This window comes from Shewanella sp. SM87 (genome assembly GCF_025653705.1).
Lineage (GTDB): Bacteria > Pseudomonadota > Gammaproteobacteria > Enterobacterales > Shewanellaceae > Shewanella > Shewanella oncorhynchi.
Genome location: NZ_JAKKSC010000008.1, coordinates 172,773 through 188,833 on the forward strand (window position 1 = coordinate 172,773; position 16,061 = coordinate 188,833).

Genomic DNA, 16,061 nt, shown 5'->3' on the forward strand with positions numbered 1-16,061 from the left:
AAAGAGGCAAGCCTTGTTCACTGACACCAATCCGTATTTTAGTGTGCCTCACCACTTTACCGCCTACCTAAGCCAATGGCCGAGTTCCCAGCCATTACCCTCAGAAATGGCACTGAGATCAATGCAATCATTAGGCATTCAACTGCTCAGCGAAGTCAAAACACTCGAAGCTAACTGCTTGCTACAGCTGCGCCATTTAGATAACGAGGCAAAAGTTGTCGTGGATTTTTTAAAGCTGCAATCCCGCAAAGTAGATCTAGTGCTGCAACATGTATTAGAAAAAGAAACCCAAGAGGGCGAAAAATGCTTTGGTAACCAATTTGGTGGCAGTGGCCTGAGATTACTCACCCCAACAGCCTTAGATATTGGCTCCCACTATAAAATCACTCTGTTTATTCACGACGAATTAGTTGCCATTCTCTGTTTTGGCAAAGTCATCGCCACTCAAGCACAAAAAATAGCACAAGCCGAAGGCGATATGAGTCGTAATGACAGTACAGAGCAACATACTCAACCTGAACATCTACAATGGCAAACCGACTTTGAATTCAGTCAAATTCTTGAATCTGACGTGGAGCAATTAGTCAAAGCCAGCCTCAATGTACAACAGAAACAACTCAAGTTACGCAAACTCGCCAGAGACGAGCGTCAATAGCCGCTGACTTTTCTCTGGCACCTACGCCATCAAGTCTCTACAATGTCTGCAACTCTTTGTGAATGAATCAGTTTATCGCACGCCAATGACTCACATATCAGCCCTAACGCCGCCAGCCGTCAAAAATGGCACTCAAATTCAGACTCTGTCCACCGTGGGCGGCGTTTGCCAAGCCGTTACACTCGCCAATTTAGCGCGTCAACATAAGGGAACGACCTTAGTCGTCACCAGTGACACGCCAAGTGCCTTAAGCTTAGAGTTAGAACTGAGTTATTTGCTCAGTAAAACAGGCATTAAGGTCAGATTATTCCCTGACCGCGAAACCTTGCCCTACGACAGTTTTTCGCCCCATCAGGATTTAATTTCCCAGCGACTCGAAACGCTATCGCAGCTGTCTCAGATTGAGCAAAATATCGTTATCGTGCCCGTCACCACCTTGATGATACGCCTGCCACCTAAGGCCTATTTAAGCGCCAACGTGTTTGTGCTCAAAAAGGGTGATAGCTACAAGTTACACGATGTACGCCAACATTTAACCGACACTGGCTACCATTCGGTGGAGCAAGTGTATGAACATGGCGAGTTTGCCATTCGCGGATCGATTCTGGATATCTTCCCAACGGGGATGAATATGCCACTGCGCATCGAGCTATTCGATGAAGAAGTGGAAACCATTCGCCATTTTGATCCAGAAACCCAACGCTCATTGCAACCTGTCGACTCGATTCGCCTATTGCCCGCGAAGGAATTCCCAACCGACAGTTCGGCCATCGAAGGTTTTAGGCAAAGATACCGCCGCCGTTTTGAGGTCATAGTCAAAGAGCCTGAATCGGTTTATCAGCTAGTGAGCCGTAACTTGATGCCGGCGGGGATCGAAAACTACCTGCCGCTATTTTTTGATGACACAGCCACCCTATTCGATTACTTACCCAAAGACACTCAACTCGTCACCTTAGGCGATATCGAAAAGTCGGCGCGCGCCCATCTGCAAGAAGTCGAGCATCGCTATCAAGACCGACGCGTTGATCCACTGCGGCCATTACTGGCGCCTAAAGAGCTGTATTTACTCATAGAAGAGTTATTTGCCGCCTTTAAACCGCTGCCACGTTATCAAATGCAAGTGCCAATAGATGGCACTGAAACAACGAAAGCGGTTGTTATTGCCGCCAGCACCCTGCCCGACATCAGCGCCAATCATAAATTAAAGCAACCGCTGCTAGCGCTGCAAGATTATGCCAGCAGCGCCAAACGCATGTTGTTTAGCGCTGAGTCCGAGGGTCGCCGCGAAGCGCTGCTTGAATTGCTCGCTAAAATTCAGTTAAAACCTGCGCTGTTTAACCATTTTGATGAATTTATTCAAAGTGATGCCAAGTTAGGCCTTATCGTATCGCCGCTGTCACGCGGTTGTTTGCTGCAGATCAGCGCCAAAGAAAGTATCAGTATCATTTGTGAGACTGAACTCTTCGGCCATCGAATTTCCCAGCAACGCCGCCGTGAAAAACAGCGTCAGATCAGTAATGATGCTCTGATTAAAAACTTGGCCGAACTCAAAGTTGGCCAGCCCATAGTGCATTTAGAACACGGCGTTGCACTTTATAGGGGCTTAGTCACCCTAGATACGGGTGGACTGGTCGCAGAATACTTGCAATTAGAATACGCTGGCGGTGACAAACTGTATGTGCCAGTGTCTTCATTGCATCTTATCAGCCGTTACAGTGTTGGCGCCGATGAAGACGCCCACTTAAATAAACTCGGCAACGAGACGTGGGCTAAAGCCAAGAAAAAAGCGATTGAAAAAATCCGCGACGTCGCGGCCGAGCTGCTCGATGTCTATGCACGTCGCCAAGCACGTCCTGGCGAAAGCTGCGCAATTGACGAAGAAGAATACGCTCAATTCGCCCGCGGCTTCCCCTTCGAAGAAACCGTTGATCAAGAAAGCGCCATCATCGCCGTGTTAGCCGATATGCAATCGCCGACCGCAATGGACAGATTAGTCTGTGGCGATGTGGGCTTTGGTAAAACCGAAGTCGCCATGCGCGCCGCCTTTGTGGCCGTCAACGCTGGCAAACAAGTGGTCGTGCTAGTTCCGACCACACTGCTTGCCCAGCAACACTATGAAAACTTTAAAGACAGATTTGCCGACTGGCCCGTGGTCACTGAAGTGATGTCACGCTTTCGTACCGCCAAAGAGCAGACTCAAGTGCTGCAGCAATTGGAAGAAGGCAAAGTCGATATCGTGATCGGTACCCACAAGTTACTGCAATCTGAGGCTAAGTTTGAAAACTTAGGCCTGTTGATTATCGACGAAGAACACAGATTCGGAGTACGTCAAAAAGAGAAAATCAAAGCGCTGCGCGCCAACGTGGATATCTTAACCCTGACCGCAACGCCTATTCCGCGCACCTTAAACATGGCCATGTCGGGTATGCGCGATTTATCAATTATCGCCACCCCGCCCGCCAAACGTTTAGCGGTGAAAACCTTTGTGCGGGAATCCGATCCTGCAACCGTGCGCGAAGCCATTTTGCGGGAAATTCTCCGTGGCGGCCAAGTGTATTACCTGCACAATAATGTTGAAAGTATTGAGAAATGTGCCCAAGGCATTATCGATTTATTGCCTGAAGCGCGAGTCGTCGTTGCCCACGGTCAAATGCGTGAGCGCGATCTAGAACGGGTAATGTCAGACTTTTACCATCAAAGATTCAACGTGTTAGTCTGTACCACTATTATCGAAACTGGTATCGACGTCCCAAGTGCCAACACCATTATTATTGAGCGCGCCGATACCTTTGGTCTGGCACAGTTACACCAATTACGCGGCCGCGTCGGACGCTCGCACCATCAGGCCTACGCTTATTTGATGACGCCGCATCCCAAACGTATGACCCCAGATGCGCGCAAACGTTTAGAAGCCATTGATGCTCTTGAAGATCTCGGTGCGGGCTTTATGCTGGCGACCCAAGATTTAGAGATCCGCGGCGCAGGTGAACTCTTGGGCGATGAACAGAGTGGCCATATTTCGAAAATTGGTTTTAGCTTGTACATGGAAATGCTCGAAGCGGCAGTAAAAGCCTTAAAACAAGGCAAAGAACCGTCACTGGCGCAAATGCTCAATCAGCAATGCGAAATTGAACTGCGTATCCCCGCCCTACTGCCTGAAGCCTATGTGAGCGACGTAAATATTCGTCTGTCGCTCTATAAACGCATCGCAGGCTGCGAAACACAGGCGGCGCTGGATGAGTTAAAAGTCGAATTGATCGACCGTTTTGGCTTATTACCTGAACCGACGCGTAACTTAATGGAAATGACCCTCTATAAACATGAGGCGACTCGCTTAGGTGCGACTAAAATAGAAGTGCACAGTAAAGGTGGCAGCATCGAATTTAGTGATGATCATGTCATAGATCCTGTATTTATTATTGGATTACTCCAAAGCCAGCCACAAATCTATCGAATGGAAGGACCGAATAAGTTAAAGTTCAGCCTTGCAGCCGAAACCAGTAAAGACAGGCTCGCTTTAGTGAAACTCTTGCTAGAACAATTATCGCAACATCGTCTTGGAGATAAATAGTGTTACGTAAACTCGCGGTCTCTATCGCTACACTCATTGCACTATCACACAGTCAGGTCGTCCAAGCAGAGGCTTGGTTCGAGGTTGAAGTCTATGTGTTTGAACGCCAAAGTCAGTCAAGTGAACAATGGCCTGATGCGCCGAACAAGACGAAAACCGATAACGCAATAGACTTAATCTCCCCAGCTATCGCGCAAGCAATCACGCCGATACCCAGCGCATCTGCGCCTTGCACACTGGTATTTGATGCCGATGCAAATAGCCACTGCGCTGAAACCTTAAACGGTACCTCAACGTCAGAACCTATGCCTGCCGCGCCTGCGAGTGTGGAATATCGTTACCCGCCGGTGATCCCATCAGAAATCAGCAGCGCACAGATCAGTTATCCTACAGCCAATGGCAACCCAGTATTGTTAACCCGCAGCCAAAGTCAGTTCGCGAGCATTATCAATAGTATTTCCCGCGAACGTGGTACGCGCAGTTTACTGCACATGGCTTGGCAACAACCTATGCGTGGTAAGAGTGGCTCAGTACCCATACGCTTATTTGCGGGTAAAGATTTCTCAGGTACTTATCACTTCGATGGCAGAAAAATCATTAAGCAAGCTCAAGCTGAGCCTATGATTAATGCCGATGGCACGCCAATGCTTGCACCTGCTGTATCACCAGTATGGGAATTAGATGGCACACTGAATATCTATTTAAGCCACTATTTGTATATTGAAACCGCATTGCACTTGCGCAAAGAAGGCAGAAAGTTAATGCCAGCCGTACCCAGTGATGCGGCCGATACCAGCGCAACACTCACGGCGCCCAAAGTCATGACACCATTTTTAATGTCTGTGCCTTTGGAGCAAAACCGCCGTGTGAAGAGTGAAGAAATCCATTATTTAGATCATCCCGAAATGGGCATGGTGATCCAAATCCGCAAGATGGCGCAACCCAGTGCAATGCAAAATAATCAGAATGCCGAATCAATACAGACTGTTGGCCAATACTGAACAAACGCACAACCCGCACAATTCTTAAGTTAAAACGGTGCAGTTAAGTTAACACGGTACGTTTAAATTAAGACTGAACGATGGAGAAATCGAGGTAGATATCATCAGCCTCGTCTTCTCCTACTGTTACTGTTAATCCCTCAGTGCAAGGCACACCTACTTCGCACCAAGCAATTAAAGCATTAACCGCAATGTCACTGCCTTGGGCGAGAACTTCAACACTACCATCGCGGCAATTGGTTACATATCCTGTCACGCCCAAGGCTCTGGCCTTAGTCAGGGTCGCATGACGGCAACCAACACCTTGCACTTTTCCCGTCAAATTAATTAATACTCGCTTCATCTCACGCTCCTTTTTCACGGAACCTTGTTATAGAAATAAGCATAGCCGCAATTATCCAAAGGCTAAGTGTTAACCTATGGATTTGTAGAACAAAAAACAAACAATATTTAAATTTAGGCAAAAAAAAACAGCTAACAAGACTGCTGCTAGCTGTGTCGGGCGACATACGCAAAGGGATATCCAATAAATGGACAAATAAAACAGCAACTCTGTATCATTCTGTTACAAAATAGCAAGGGTCGCTACTTTACACAATAAATAATTATTTTCAAGAGTTTGAAAAGTAAAACTATCCATCCCGAATGAATATAATACTTTTAGCTGAAAATCAGCTCGTACACCCATCTGCATTGTTCATGTTTAAAAACACCCCCTGTGATAGCCAAAGAAGTATAAAGGCATGTTGACGTTTAACGCTGAGATTGTGTTTGTTCTGGCAAGTTAGTAAACACGAAACGAGGGGTTGAGAAGTCCCCCTCTAATGACATGCCTGACGATAAAGCAAGGCAGCAAACTAGATGCAAAAAAGCAAAAAACCGACCTAATTAGTCGGTTTTTGCTTGATTGTGTGATTAGGTGATGAAGTGCTACTCGCTGATCATCTGACCATTTTGATAGCGATACTCGGATGACGGTTCACCATTAAAGTAGTACACCGACCTGCCGTGCAGTTGATTATCAAGATACTCATCACTTTGCAGCAGGCTGCCATCTTCATTAAAACTATAGCCTTTACCTTGCAATTGACCTTTATCATCATACTGGGCCTGCCCTAATAAATGACCATTGGCGGAAAAGGCTTGCCAGTGACCCACTTCGTGTCCAGCTTTATAGTTGCCATGCCATAGCTTAACCATGCTGTAGCTGCTTTCATCTTGCAGCAGCCATTGGCCTTCGCGCTGACCGTTAACATACTGACCTTGGGCTTGCAGTTGTTTATCAAAGCCACGCAGTAAATACGCGCCATGTAACTTAGCGTTTTTATAAAACTCTCGACGCATTATCGTGCCATCGGCTGCGATTTCTGTTTGTTCACCACTCAGCTCACCTTGTTGGTTAAACTGCTCATTGCGCGTCGTATCCGCGTTTTTTGTGACCCACTTGCCGGACTTTAACCCTAAGTGATATTGGCCGATGACAAAGCCGCCGTCCTCGGCCTTATCTTCTCGATATGCACCGTGCATTTGACCTTTGCGGTAGTTTATCCGCCTGATATAACCGTTCCAACCAGCACCGATATACAAGCCATCGTATCGCCCCTTGAGTTGTTCATCACGTTCAATCAGCTCACCAGCTGCATCAAAACGCTGACGTAAGCTCCAGTCTTTTGTAGTATCTTGCTGATATTGATAAGTTAACTTACCCGCAGAATCGAAGCGCTGTTCAGTGCTAATCTGACCTTTAGCGAAGTATTGCGTGTCGGTTTGGGTCGCAACGTTACCGGCATTATCATAGGTAATATGTTGAATTTCACGACCATCCTTATCATACTTTTGCCGCTCTGCTAACCGCCCTTGTTCATCAAAACGCTGCTGGTTTCCCACCTGTTTATCATGCTCATAGTGTTTAATCTCTTGCAGCACATCGGCAGCTCGGTAAATCAACACTTCGCCGTGTATTTTCCCCTTAAGATAAAACTCTTTAGTGTATAACCAGCCGTCTTTTGTCCAATACAGTCGCTCGCCTTCTCTTTTTCCCGCCACCATATTAACGGTTTGCTCCGGCTGACCATTGTTATGAAAGCTTTCATATAGCCCTTCCATACCGTTAGCGCCGTAGGTTACGCGTGTTTGCAACTGGCCATTGTTAAAATAACTTTGCGATAATCCTAATTCAGCACCATTCACACGATGCTGAAGCTCCCTTAATTGACCATTAGTATGGTAACTTTTCTGATCTCCATGCAACTGGCCATGCTGGTAGTGGTACTCTCCCGAGAGCGCTCCGTCTTCCCAATAATGCAGATGCGTGCCTTGATAACGCCCTTGTGCATCGCTACTGCCCTTGCGAGACAGTTGACCATCGGGATAGAAAAACTCAAAATCACCAACGATAAAACTCTCGGCTAAATTGGGACTGTTGACGCAGCCCTTAAAAACGGGTTTATCCGTCTCCAGATAAAAGAGTTGTAGCGGCCACTCGCCATTTTGCTCTGTCGGCGCTTGCTCCTGATAATAAATGGCTTCACCAGGCACATCGCTAAGCCGCCATAGTTCGTCGAGTAAAATTCGCTCAGCCGACAGATTAAACGACATAAGTAGCGCAAATAATAGTAATAAGACTCTCATATTCTGCTCCTTAAGGTAACGCAGGGAATGCATTAACCCACTGTTTATTGACCGGTTCGCCGCTTATCGTCAGCTGCTCTATCTGTGCTGCGCGCCCCGCCAGTACAAACCAGCGTTCCTCACGTAATACTTGCTGCAACGGACGCTGATAAAAATCACTGCTGTCACCTTGAATAGCAGGAGATAGCTGTAAATTTTGCGCATTTAAAAAACGATAGCGCCGCATAAAGTCGGCCACGGTTTGATGGGTATCAACATTCGGCAACTGAGTGATATCAATCAACCAGCTTTGCTCGGGTTGATACGCTAGCGCTTGCCATTTGGGCGTACCGGTACAGGCCAAAGTGCTGCTGACATTGATGTCGTAAAAATTGCGGCGGATCCCATCGGCGCTAGTCAGTTGGTACAGCACAAACTTATCCAGCCCTCCACCAAAACCCGTGTTGTTAGTGCTTGTGTTTGTCCATTGCAGTGTGTGCTCGTTGACCTTAGGTGCATCGACAACACTGAGCGTGCACACTACTGCTTGCTCGGAAGTTAACAGCAAACTGACGCCGTATTTGGCCACGACTTGCGGCTCAAGTAAGGCGGGGTCTTCAGGTGCAGTAACTTGCGGCTGATTAACATAGGACGCATACATATCATCACTATAAAGCAGTTGTTGCTGCGCCGGCGGATAGGCGACATTTTGCGCGTAATCTTGAGTCGGAATAAAACGAATGTTCTTAGTCAGTTCACCACTGTCAACCACAGTATTCACATAGAGTGTCAGCGTGGGCGGCGCTGCGGGAAAGGTAAACTGTGTGATCGATTCATATTGTGCAGCTGAGGCCAACGCCACCATATTTTGCTCTGCCGGGGTTAACCAATCCGGCCCAGTGGGCGGCGGTGAAAGATATTTCACCATAGCGCCTTCGGCACCGTCAAAGCGCCGGTATAACCAAGATTTGTCAGTGCTGCCTCGCGATTTCAGCAAATAACTGAATGGTTTATCTGGGATTGGCGAGAGTTCCAGCTGTATATCTTCATATTGCAAGGCCACAGTTTTGCTGGGATCGGGGGTCAGGTTAAGTTTGACTAATTTCGCGCCGCGATAATGGGCAGTCGCGCGAAACTCAGCAACCTGAGCTAAGAGGTCATTCGGCGCATTCCAACCGATAAGCAAATTCTGCTGCTCAGACTGATGGAAACCATCCTGTTCTGGATAACTATAACTACCTACCTTGCTCAATTGCAGCGGCAGTACTGTGCCATCCGCACTGTGTGCTGTGATATCGGTTAAGCTAAACCCGCCTTCGGGTTTAAAACCTGAAAAGTCATACTGATAAGTCAGCTTTAATAAATCATCTTGCTGGTAAAAGTAGCCCGCATCATAGGCAAATACAGCATCTTGGGTTAAGGTCTTATTGACGTTATCCAACACAACGTCAGGTTGTTTTTGATACTCAAATACTGGGAAATCATAAAAACCTAAATACTGCGTCAGATCGCCCAACTGGCGCTCCTGCGGCAACATAATAACGTTGCTGCGCACAGTGCCCTTATAGCCGTAGCGCTCAAACGGCGCTTCCGCCACTAAGGCTAACTGCGCTAACCAACCCCGCTCACGCTCTAACATCAACTGACCGTATATTTTGGCTTGTTCGCCGCCACTTTCAACTTTGGCTAACACATGCGTATCAGTGACTTGCAATACAGTAAGCTTGGCATTGGCGTGGTCTTGATAGGCAGGAAGCGCGACGACCGCCCCTGCTTTGGCGGGTATGGTGCTAAGGAAGGCCGATGAGCTAAAGAGCTTTTTCAGTTCCTGCTCAAGCTCTGCGCCGCGTTCAGCCAGCAGGGCCTGCCATACCGGTTTGTTCAATGCACTGAATTCTTTAACGCTGCCATCGTCTAGATTTAACGTAAATTCAAACCCCTGCGAGAAAATAGCGTGCATTTCTGGATTACGATCGGCCCGCTGGCCACTACTGACGCCGCTCCCTTGGCCATCGCGCATGTTCATATAATCGACATGCACTTGAAACCGACTGTTTTTGCCTGTTTCGAGGACCTTATAACGCAGCAATTGATGTGACGTGGCGTTAACCGTTTCGGTACGCTGACCATTGTCTACAGTGATGTTAGTGGTGCTATACAGCTGATACGAGCGCTCTTCCCCTTTTTCAGGCGTAAACTCAACATCAGCATCCCCAAAAGAACAGGCCGATAATAAACAGCATGCAACTACGCTAACCAAGTACTTCATGGTTATTCCTTGTATCTCAAACAAATAGTAAGCGCCGCATTATGCCCTTTCATACCCAGTAAATAAAATGCTTTGGCTATTTATGCCTATCCAGCGCAACACCAGAGTGCGCGACTAAGCATCCTTTTTAGATAGTCACAGGTACAACAATGCCAATCTTAGGCAAATTCTTAATGACGAATTCCGGCATCAAGAACTGATGCAAACAGCTAGCTGTGCGGCATTAATTGTCATTGTTTCCCAGTGACTCGCCGATTTTTTATTTAATAAGAAGTATCCCTATAGGCTCGACGGTAACATCTGCAGCACACGGAAGTGCAAATACCGCGTTCACATGGTCAATGATGTTCCCGGCATCATAGTGACATTTCCCATATCCCTATGGGTCAGATGTGAAAGAGCACCCATATCGCCAACGGTCACTGTTGTAACTGTAGTGGCACACAAATTAGCCCTAAACAGCTTTTGCCCCAAAGCTTGCTAGCACTCGGCAGGTGAATAGCAAACTTACAAACAAGTTGCCATACAAATTCTCATCTATTTACTCAATGTTTGGTTTTACAGTAAATCGCCTAACAATGTGCGGGTATACAGTCGTATTTAAATTTAGATATTTGGGGGTGATTTGAAGACAAAATCAGTACGCATTAATCAAACTGATAGAATCTCATAAAATCAATTAATTAAATCTACTTTTGGTTAATAGATTTGAAAAACGCGCATGCGCGTTTTTCCTGATGGTGTATTTGATAGAAAGCTGATAAGTTATTTATATACAGATAGTTAACTGTGCGCGCTTTCACTGGTAACGCGCATGAACACTAATCGAACGTTAGCTGCAAAGAGGCATAATGTCCCAATACAAACTGACGGAAGAGATCCTAAAAAGTTCTAATGCAGCAATTTGGGACCTGGCGAAGCTTGAGTGGTCCCTGTATCAAATATACGAAGCGGAGGAGCCGGAAACCTGCTTGTGCGGTCACTTCCCAATAATTGAAGTTTGCACCCTTCAAAACAAGCTTAACGGTCAATTTGCAACCGTTGGCAATTGCTGCGTTAAGAAATTTATAGGACTGCCATCAGACCTAATATTCCAAGCCGTCAAGAGAGTCCGAAAAGACAACCAAAAGTCACTTAATGCTGAAGCCATTAGACATGCATATGAAAAGAGCTGGATAAATGGGTGGGAGTATAATTTCTCAATCGACACAATGAGAATGCGCTCACTTACCAGCAAGCAGCTCCAAACTCGCATTAAGGTCAATGAAAAAATGCTGGCAAACATGAAAAAGAACTGTGGTAACGGCTAAAAATGCGCTCAACTGTCGCTCATTTCGTCAGTTAGCTTAATCGTTATAAATCACTTGAGTTCGGAGGATTATGAATATTTCAACCTTAGAAATAAGTAAAACGGCAATGTATCACGGAGAGTTTACAGACCGTAAAAAAGAGTTTTCAGAAGCATGTAAATGGCTATCCGAAGAGATGGGTTTTCCATATAAAAGTACTCGAATGGGCGACTACGAGCGGCTGCTAAAAACATTTGTTAACCCTGGAGCTAAAGCGCCTACGGAACGAGACTTAATTGATGATTTTTATCACTTCATGCAAGCAGTGACCGAGGCGTGCCAGATCATCCGATTATGGAATACTTTTAAAGATGGTAAGCACGAGGGTTTAAAAGATCGTATTAAGCATGTTATGTCAGGTAAGAGCATACGTACCGAAGCAATCAAAAAGAACAAAAAGGGGCAGAATGATGACCCTGCACGAGATTTTGCGTTTGAGCTGAATATTGCCTCTAGGTTTCTCAAAGGCGGCTATGAAGTGGATCTAACAGATGATTGCGATGTGGTTGTTACTATTGATAAAGATAAATTGTACGTAGAGTGCAAACGTATAAAGTCTTTGAAAAAGTTAGCCACTCGCATTAAAGAAGCATCAAACCAGATTGATACACGCATTGGTTTAAATCGTAAAAATAAGTATGGCTTGATAGCAATGGACGTGACTGATGTACTTTTGCCTGAGGGCACAGTAACAGCAACTAGCGATGTGCGTTTGTATGACATGGAAATACAAAAAGCAATTACAGGTTTCGCTAAAGAGCAGCAAGATGTATCAGCCAAAAACGCAGGTCGTAATGTAGCAGGAATTTTATTTGAATTTAGTTCGAGCGCATTCTTTTCTCATGAGGAAAAGGAACCTGCATTGGGCTTTGGGCGCGCTGCGTGCATGTATAGGCAGGCTAGTCAAAATAAAAAGTCGTTGGCTCTAGTCTCTGGTTTTATGGACAAAATTGCCAACCAAAATCTATAAAGTTCAGATTTATAACAAGCGTTCCAATTGACCTCATACTGTCACGAATTTTGCGTTATTTGGTGATCACTCTCGTATGGACTTGAGAATATGTTAAAAGAAATAGATTGTGATTTGGTTCAAGTCAGGGAAACTGGACTCGGGATGATTCTCCGAGTTGTAATCCTACAAGCTAACGGTTGGGCTGAAGACTTCAAATTTCTAGTTCATAAGTACGCACCTAACGAAATACCTATTGATAATGCAGATATTGACTGCCCGAATTGGACTGGACGTTGGTTGATTGCTCAAACGTTCACTGCAATGGCCCTTGAAGCATTCTATTACGATTATGTAATAGAAAAGGAATCTAAGACTAAAGCAGAAAATAAATGTTCGCCTGTTGTGAGATACCAATATTTAGCAGAAACTTATCTCGGTCAAATTAACGTCACTGATAGTGATCTGTATATTCAGTTAAAGGCTTTGAATACGCTAAGGCGTCACTGGGTCCACAATAAAAGTACTGATTTGGGAAAGTATAGTTGCCCTGATAAATATTTTAGTCTAGGTCATTGCTTGGCATTACTAACCAGTGTGTTTCGATTGTTTGAATCGAATGATTATTCATGTATTGTCGCTAGAGTCTATAGAGAAATACTTGAGCAAGCACAGAGTAATGTAAAAGATATAATTGAAACTATATAATATGAAGCACATAACAAGGGCGTGTAATCTGACCCCAGCGTTATGCATAAAAACGGAGTCTGAGCATGGTCGACATTAATCGAAAAAAAGAGCTACGGTATTTGTTCTTGCACAAGCTGTACGAACTGACCGACGGAAGTGAGCTTAAAAGGGTTGCTAAAGAAGATGTTGCTAAGCACTTTGATGTTACGCCACAGGAAACTCACGATATTTGGAAGTACCTGAAAGGTGAATACCTCGCCGATCCAGTGAATATGGCCGTGTCGATTACTCATGCAGGGGTCGTGGAAATTGAAAGAGCCGTAACTGAGCCAGATAAACCAACGCAGTATTTTCCACCCGTGAATATAATTAATGTTCATCAAATGCATGGCTCGGTAATTCAACAAGGAACAACAAATAGCACCCAAACAGTACAAATAACAAATGCTGAAAAATTTGCGATTAATGAATTTATGGGAAAGTTGAAAAACGCCTTGCCAGAACTGAACTTGGATGATTCTGCGCACTCAGAAATTTCAGCTGATATAGCTACAGTCGAAGCACAAATTGGCTCGAAAATGCCAAAGGGTGGAATCATAAAGGAAAGTCTTCTTTCCATTCAGCGTGTTCTTGAAGGCGCATCGGGTGCCGTTCTCGCTCAGCAATTACTTCCATATATTCCGGCACTTCTCGCTACTTTTGGCTATTGAAAATACATAACAATCAGCTTCACTGGATTCGCTCGCTCTCCTGTTAGCAGGGACGTTAGTCCATAGAAATATTAATCCGAGACTCACATAGTAGAGCAAAAGTCCTAACACACAATGTCCAAGAGTGTGTTGCGTATGTCTTTTAAATCTACAGGTTACGTGAATGCACGAAAGGTGAGCCATAGTGATTGGCGAGACGACCGTCCGCCCCATGGACGGGGCGGTCGAGCATCCACGGACGGACTGGCTGCGAGTCGGCGAGTCAATGCCATGGCAAGCCTATATGCGTAGATACCAGCCAACGCTAATCCCCTAAAACCAAAACCAAAAGTCGCAGCCTAGACTACTTTCCTACACATTTAAGTCCAAAACCAATACAGTCGATTTTACAATCTAGAGCCCTTAGTGTGCCCTGCTTAAAAATATCCCAACAGCCACAGTCATATTCGCAGTCGCAATGTGCGTCACATGAAGTACGAAAGCCAAAACCATAAGGCGGAATAGCCGATGAGATAAATCCACTCCCCTCTTAAATATAAAAAGAGGAGTGATACTTTTATTCAATCGATATAAATCAAGCCAACTTAAAGGCTTTTATTTTGGGGAGATGGGCGGCGAGTTGGGGGAATTTGTGGGGCTGAATGTCATCCCAATCAATCGAATAATAGGCGCTTAATTCACTGGCGAGTTGCTGATTATCGAACATCTCATCATTAACCGAAAATATACACATGGCCTTGTGAGTATTCTTTTCACGAAATTGCGACACGCACTTATTGGCAATATCGGCATATTCTTCTGGGCGATCAATCTTGCCCTGCATATTATTTTCTGGGTGCAAATTAGGATTAATCAGCACTGATTTAAGACCATTTAAAAATCCAATCCGTTCGGCCCAATAAGCGCCGAGTCCCACGCCAACCATTAACGGCGCGGGATCGTCGCTATGCTGCATTTGCTTAGCGACTTCCTTGAGCAAGTGTTGCATGTCGTGCTTAGGGTGCAAGGTGCTGTAACTGATCAAACGCACATCAGGGTCAATAAATTGCAACTGACGCATTTTTTCGTGATTACCTGGGCTAGTAGCATCAAATCCATGAAGATAGAAAATCATATCAAGGCCTTTTAATCATTTTTGATTACAGTGAATTAACTAACCCTAGCAAAAGAGTGATCTCACACCTTGCGCTACATCAAACTTTCGCCTGTTGAGCCAAACAAATTTGCTCGGCAAGCTGCTTGGCATTTTCCCAACGAGCCGTATTATCGAGCGCCGCTGCCGTTTGCGAGGCATTGGGTTTAAGTAAACTCGCAGGATACTGTGGCGCGCTCGCAGGCCATGTAAAGCCATCCAGCAGCGACATCACGCCCGCATTGTCATTACACACTAAAATCATGTCGCAACCTGCGGCTAAGGCGGCGCTGGCCCTTGCACGGTAATCGCCCGCAAATCCTGCGCCTTGCATGCCGAGATCGTCAGAGAAAATCACCCCGTTAAAGCCAAGTTCTTTACGCAGCACTTGTTTTAACCAGTATTCAGAGAAGCCCGCAGAGTTAGGGTCAACTTTAGGGTAAACCACGTGCGCGGGCATCACGCCTAATAATTTCTCTTTTGCGATCAATTCTTTAAACGGTAGGATATCCTTTGCAAAAATCGCCTCGGCATCGCGATCATCAATGGGTTTCTCGTAGTGCGAATCCGCCACTACACTGCCGTGCCCGGGGAAATGTTTACCCACGGCGCCCATGCCAGCTGCGGCCATGCCAGCAATAAAGCTTTCGGCCAATGTAATAACCTCGGCGGGCTCTGGGCTAAAGCTGCGTTTACCTATGACTTGGCTCACGCCGTTTAAGTCCAATACGGGCGCGAAACTTAAGTCGATATCGCAAGCCAGTAATTCAATCGCCATCAAGAAACCGAGCTCACAGGCCCAACGCTTGGCCAATACCATATCGCCCTTTGCTGCGGGTAAAATGTCGCCCATGGCGGGAATAATGGTAAAGCCATCACGGAAACGTTGTACTCGGCCCCCCTCGTGATCTACGGCGATTAATATTTCTGGGCGTATTTGGCGTATCTGTTGTACCAGACGGATCAACTGATCACGGCTCGAAAAATTGCGGGAAAATAGGATTAAACCACCCACCTGTGGATGGCGTAGCATCTCAGATTCAGCCTCACTGACGTCCAACGACAGTAAATCCAACATTAAATAGCTCATACTTCTCCCTAAAAATATTCATTAATACTCAAAAA

General features: G+C 45.7%; 13 protein-coding genes. 8 read left to right on the plus strand and 5 right to left on the minus strand.

All coding sequences use genetic code 11. The annotated features are described in order from the left end of the window. Positions 1-13 precede the first annotated feature (13 nt). From L5M11_RS08820 to L5M11_RS08830, 3 genes are all read left to right on the plus strand, one after another. Positions 14-655, plus strand: a complete 642-nt coding sequence (locus L5M11_RS08820) for a hypothetical protein (protein WP_168827490.1) — start codon at positions 14-16, stop codon at positions 653-655. 85 nt (positions 656-740) lie between these two features. After that, the gene (gene mfd / locus L5M11_RS08825) at positions 741-4,226 is read left to right on the plus strand and encodes a transcription-repair coupling factor (RefSeq protein WP_263191890.1); all 3,486 of its coding nucleotides are present in this window, start codon (positions 741-743) and stop codon (positions 4,224-4,226) included. Continuing rightward, complete coding sequence (locus L5M11_RS08830; protein WP_263185430.1) at positions 4,226-5,227, plus strand: peptidoglycan binding protein CsiV; 1,002 nt, start codon at positions 4,226-4,228, stop codon at positions 5,225-5,227. The genes mfd and L5M11_RS08830 overlap by 1 nt, the downstream gene beginning before the upstream one ends. Positions 5,228-5,294: 67 nt before the next feature. Here L5M11_RS08830 and L5M11_RS08835 read toward each other — a convergent pair whose 3' ends face one another. The 3 genes from L5M11_RS08835 to L5M11_RS08845 all read right to left on the minus strand — a co-directional run bounded on the left by L5M11_RS08835 (position 5,295) and on the right by L5M11_RS08845 (position 10,106). Next, complete coding sequence (locus L5M11_RS08835) at positions 5,295-5,570, minus strand: acylphosphatase (protein WP_028759808.1); 276 nt, start codon at positions 5,568-5,570, stop codon at positions 5,295-5,297. Positions 5,571-6,157: 587 nt separating this feature from the next. Beyond that, on the minus strand, positions 6,158-7,858 hold the full coding sequence (locus tag L5M11_RS08840) for a toxin-antitoxin system YwqK family antitoxin (protein WP_263185429.1): 1,701 nt from the start codon (positions 7,856-7,858) through the stop codon (positions 6,158-6,160). A 10-nt stretch (positions 7,859-7,868) separates the two neighbouring features. Further along, complete coding sequence (locus tag L5M11_RS08845) at positions 7,869-10,106, minus strand: hypothetical protein (RefSeq protein WP_263185428.1); 2,238 nt, start codon at positions 10,104-10,106, stop codon at positions 7,869-7,871. A gap of 851 nt (positions 10,107-10,957) precedes the next feature. Here L5M11_RS08845 and L5M11_RS08850 point away from each other — a divergent pair. The 5 genes from L5M11_RS08850 to L5M11_RS08870 all read left to right on the plus strand — a co-directional run bounded on the left by L5M11_RS08850 (position 10,958) and on the right by L5M11_RS08870 (position 14,095). Then, positions 10,958-11,416: a hypothetical protein gene (locus L5M11_RS08850; RefSeq protein ID WP_263185427.1), complete on the plus strand. Its 459-nt coding sequence runs from the start codon at positions 10,958-10,960 to the stop codon at positions 11,414-11,416. A gap of 70 nt (positions 11,417-11,486) precedes the next feature. Then, positions 11,487-12,425, plus strand: a complete 939-nt coding sequence (locus L5M11_RS08855; protein WP_263185426.1) for a hypothetical protein — start codon at positions 11,487-11,489, stop codon at positions 12,423-12,425. Positions 12,426-12,515: 90 nt separating this feature from the next. Beyond that, complete coding sequence (locus L5M11_RS08860; RefSeq protein ID WP_263185425.1) at positions 12,516-13,112, plus strand: hypothetical protein; 597 nt, start codon at positions 12,516-12,518, stop codon at positions 13,110-13,112. A 65-nt stretch (positions 13,113-13,177) separates the two neighbouring features. Beyond that, positions 13,178-13,804, plus strand: coding sequence for a hypothetical protein (locus tag L5M11_RS08865; RefSeq protein WP_168826262.1), 627 nt, complete (start codon positions 13,178-13,180; stop codon positions 13,802-13,804). 135 nt (positions 13,805-13,939) lie between these two features. Continuing rightward, a complete protein-coding gene (locus L5M11_RS08870; protein WP_263191891.1) occupies positions 13,940-14,095 on the plus strand; it encodes a hypothetical protein in 156 nt (51 codons plus the stop codon). Between the two features lie 283 nt (positions 14,096-14,378). On the opposite strand, the gene ycfP is transcribed toward L5M11_RS08870, so the two are convergent. Next, positions 14,379-14,918, minus strand: a complete 540-nt coding sequence (ycfP, locus tag L5M11_RS08875; protein WP_212601507.1) for an alpha/beta hydrolase YcfP — start codon at positions 14,916-14,918, stop codon at positions 14,379-14,381. Positions 14,919-14,997: 79 nt separating this feature from the next. Further along, complete coding sequence (gene nagZ / locus L5M11_RS08880) at positions 14,998-16,026, minus strand: beta-N-acetylhexosaminidase (protein WP_131524457.1); 1,029 nt, start codon at positions 16,024-16,026, stop codon at positions 14,998-15,000. Between the last annotated feature and the right edge of the window lie 35 nt (positions 16,027-16,061).

Bases quoted from the DNA above. Each gene is read 5' to 3' on its own strand.
- mfd (WP_263191890.1), top strand. From the start codon at position 741: ATGACTCACATATCAGCCCTAACGCCGCCAGCCGTCAAAAATGGCACT.
- L5M11_RS08850 (WP_263185427.1), top strand. From the start codon at position 10,958: ATGTCCCAATACAAACTGACGGAAGAGATCCTAAAAAGTTCTAATGCA.
- L5M11_RS08840 (WP_263185429.1), bottom strand. From the start codon at position 7,858: ATGAGAGTCTTATTACTATTATTTGCGCTACTTATGTCGTTTAATCTG.
- L5M11_RS08870 (WP_263191891.1), top strand. From the start codon at position 13,940: ATGTCTTTTAAATCTACAGGTTACGTGAATGCACGAAAGGTGAGCCAT.
- ycfP (WP_212601507.1), bottom strand. From the start codon at position 14,918: ATGATTTTCTATCTTCATGGATTTGATGCTACTAGCCCAGGTAATCAC.
- nagZ (WP_131524457.1), bottom strand. From the start codon at position 16,026: ATGAGCTATTTAATGTTGGATTTACTGTCGTTGGACGTCAGTGAGGCT.
- L5M11_RS08845 (WP_263185428.1), bottom strand. From the start codon at position 10,106: ATGAAGTACTTGGTTAGCGTAGTTGCATGCTGTTTATTATCGGCCTGT.
- L5M11_RS08855 (WP_263185426.1), top strand. From the start codon at position 11,487: ATGAATATTTCAACCTTAGAAATAAGTAAAACGGCAATGTATCACGGA.
- L5M11_RS08860 (WP_263185425.1), top strand. From the start codon at position 12,516: ATGTTAAAAGAAATAGATTGTGATTTGGTTCAAGTCAGGGAAACTGGA.
- L5M11_RS08835 (WP_028759808.1), bottom strand. From the start codon at position 5,570: ATGAAGCGAGTATTAATTAATTTGACGGGAAAAGTGCAAGGTGTTGGT.
- L5M11_RS08865 (WP_168826262.1), top strand. From the start codon at position 13,178: ATGGTCGACATTAATCGAAAAAAAGAGCTACGGTATTTGTTCTTGCAC.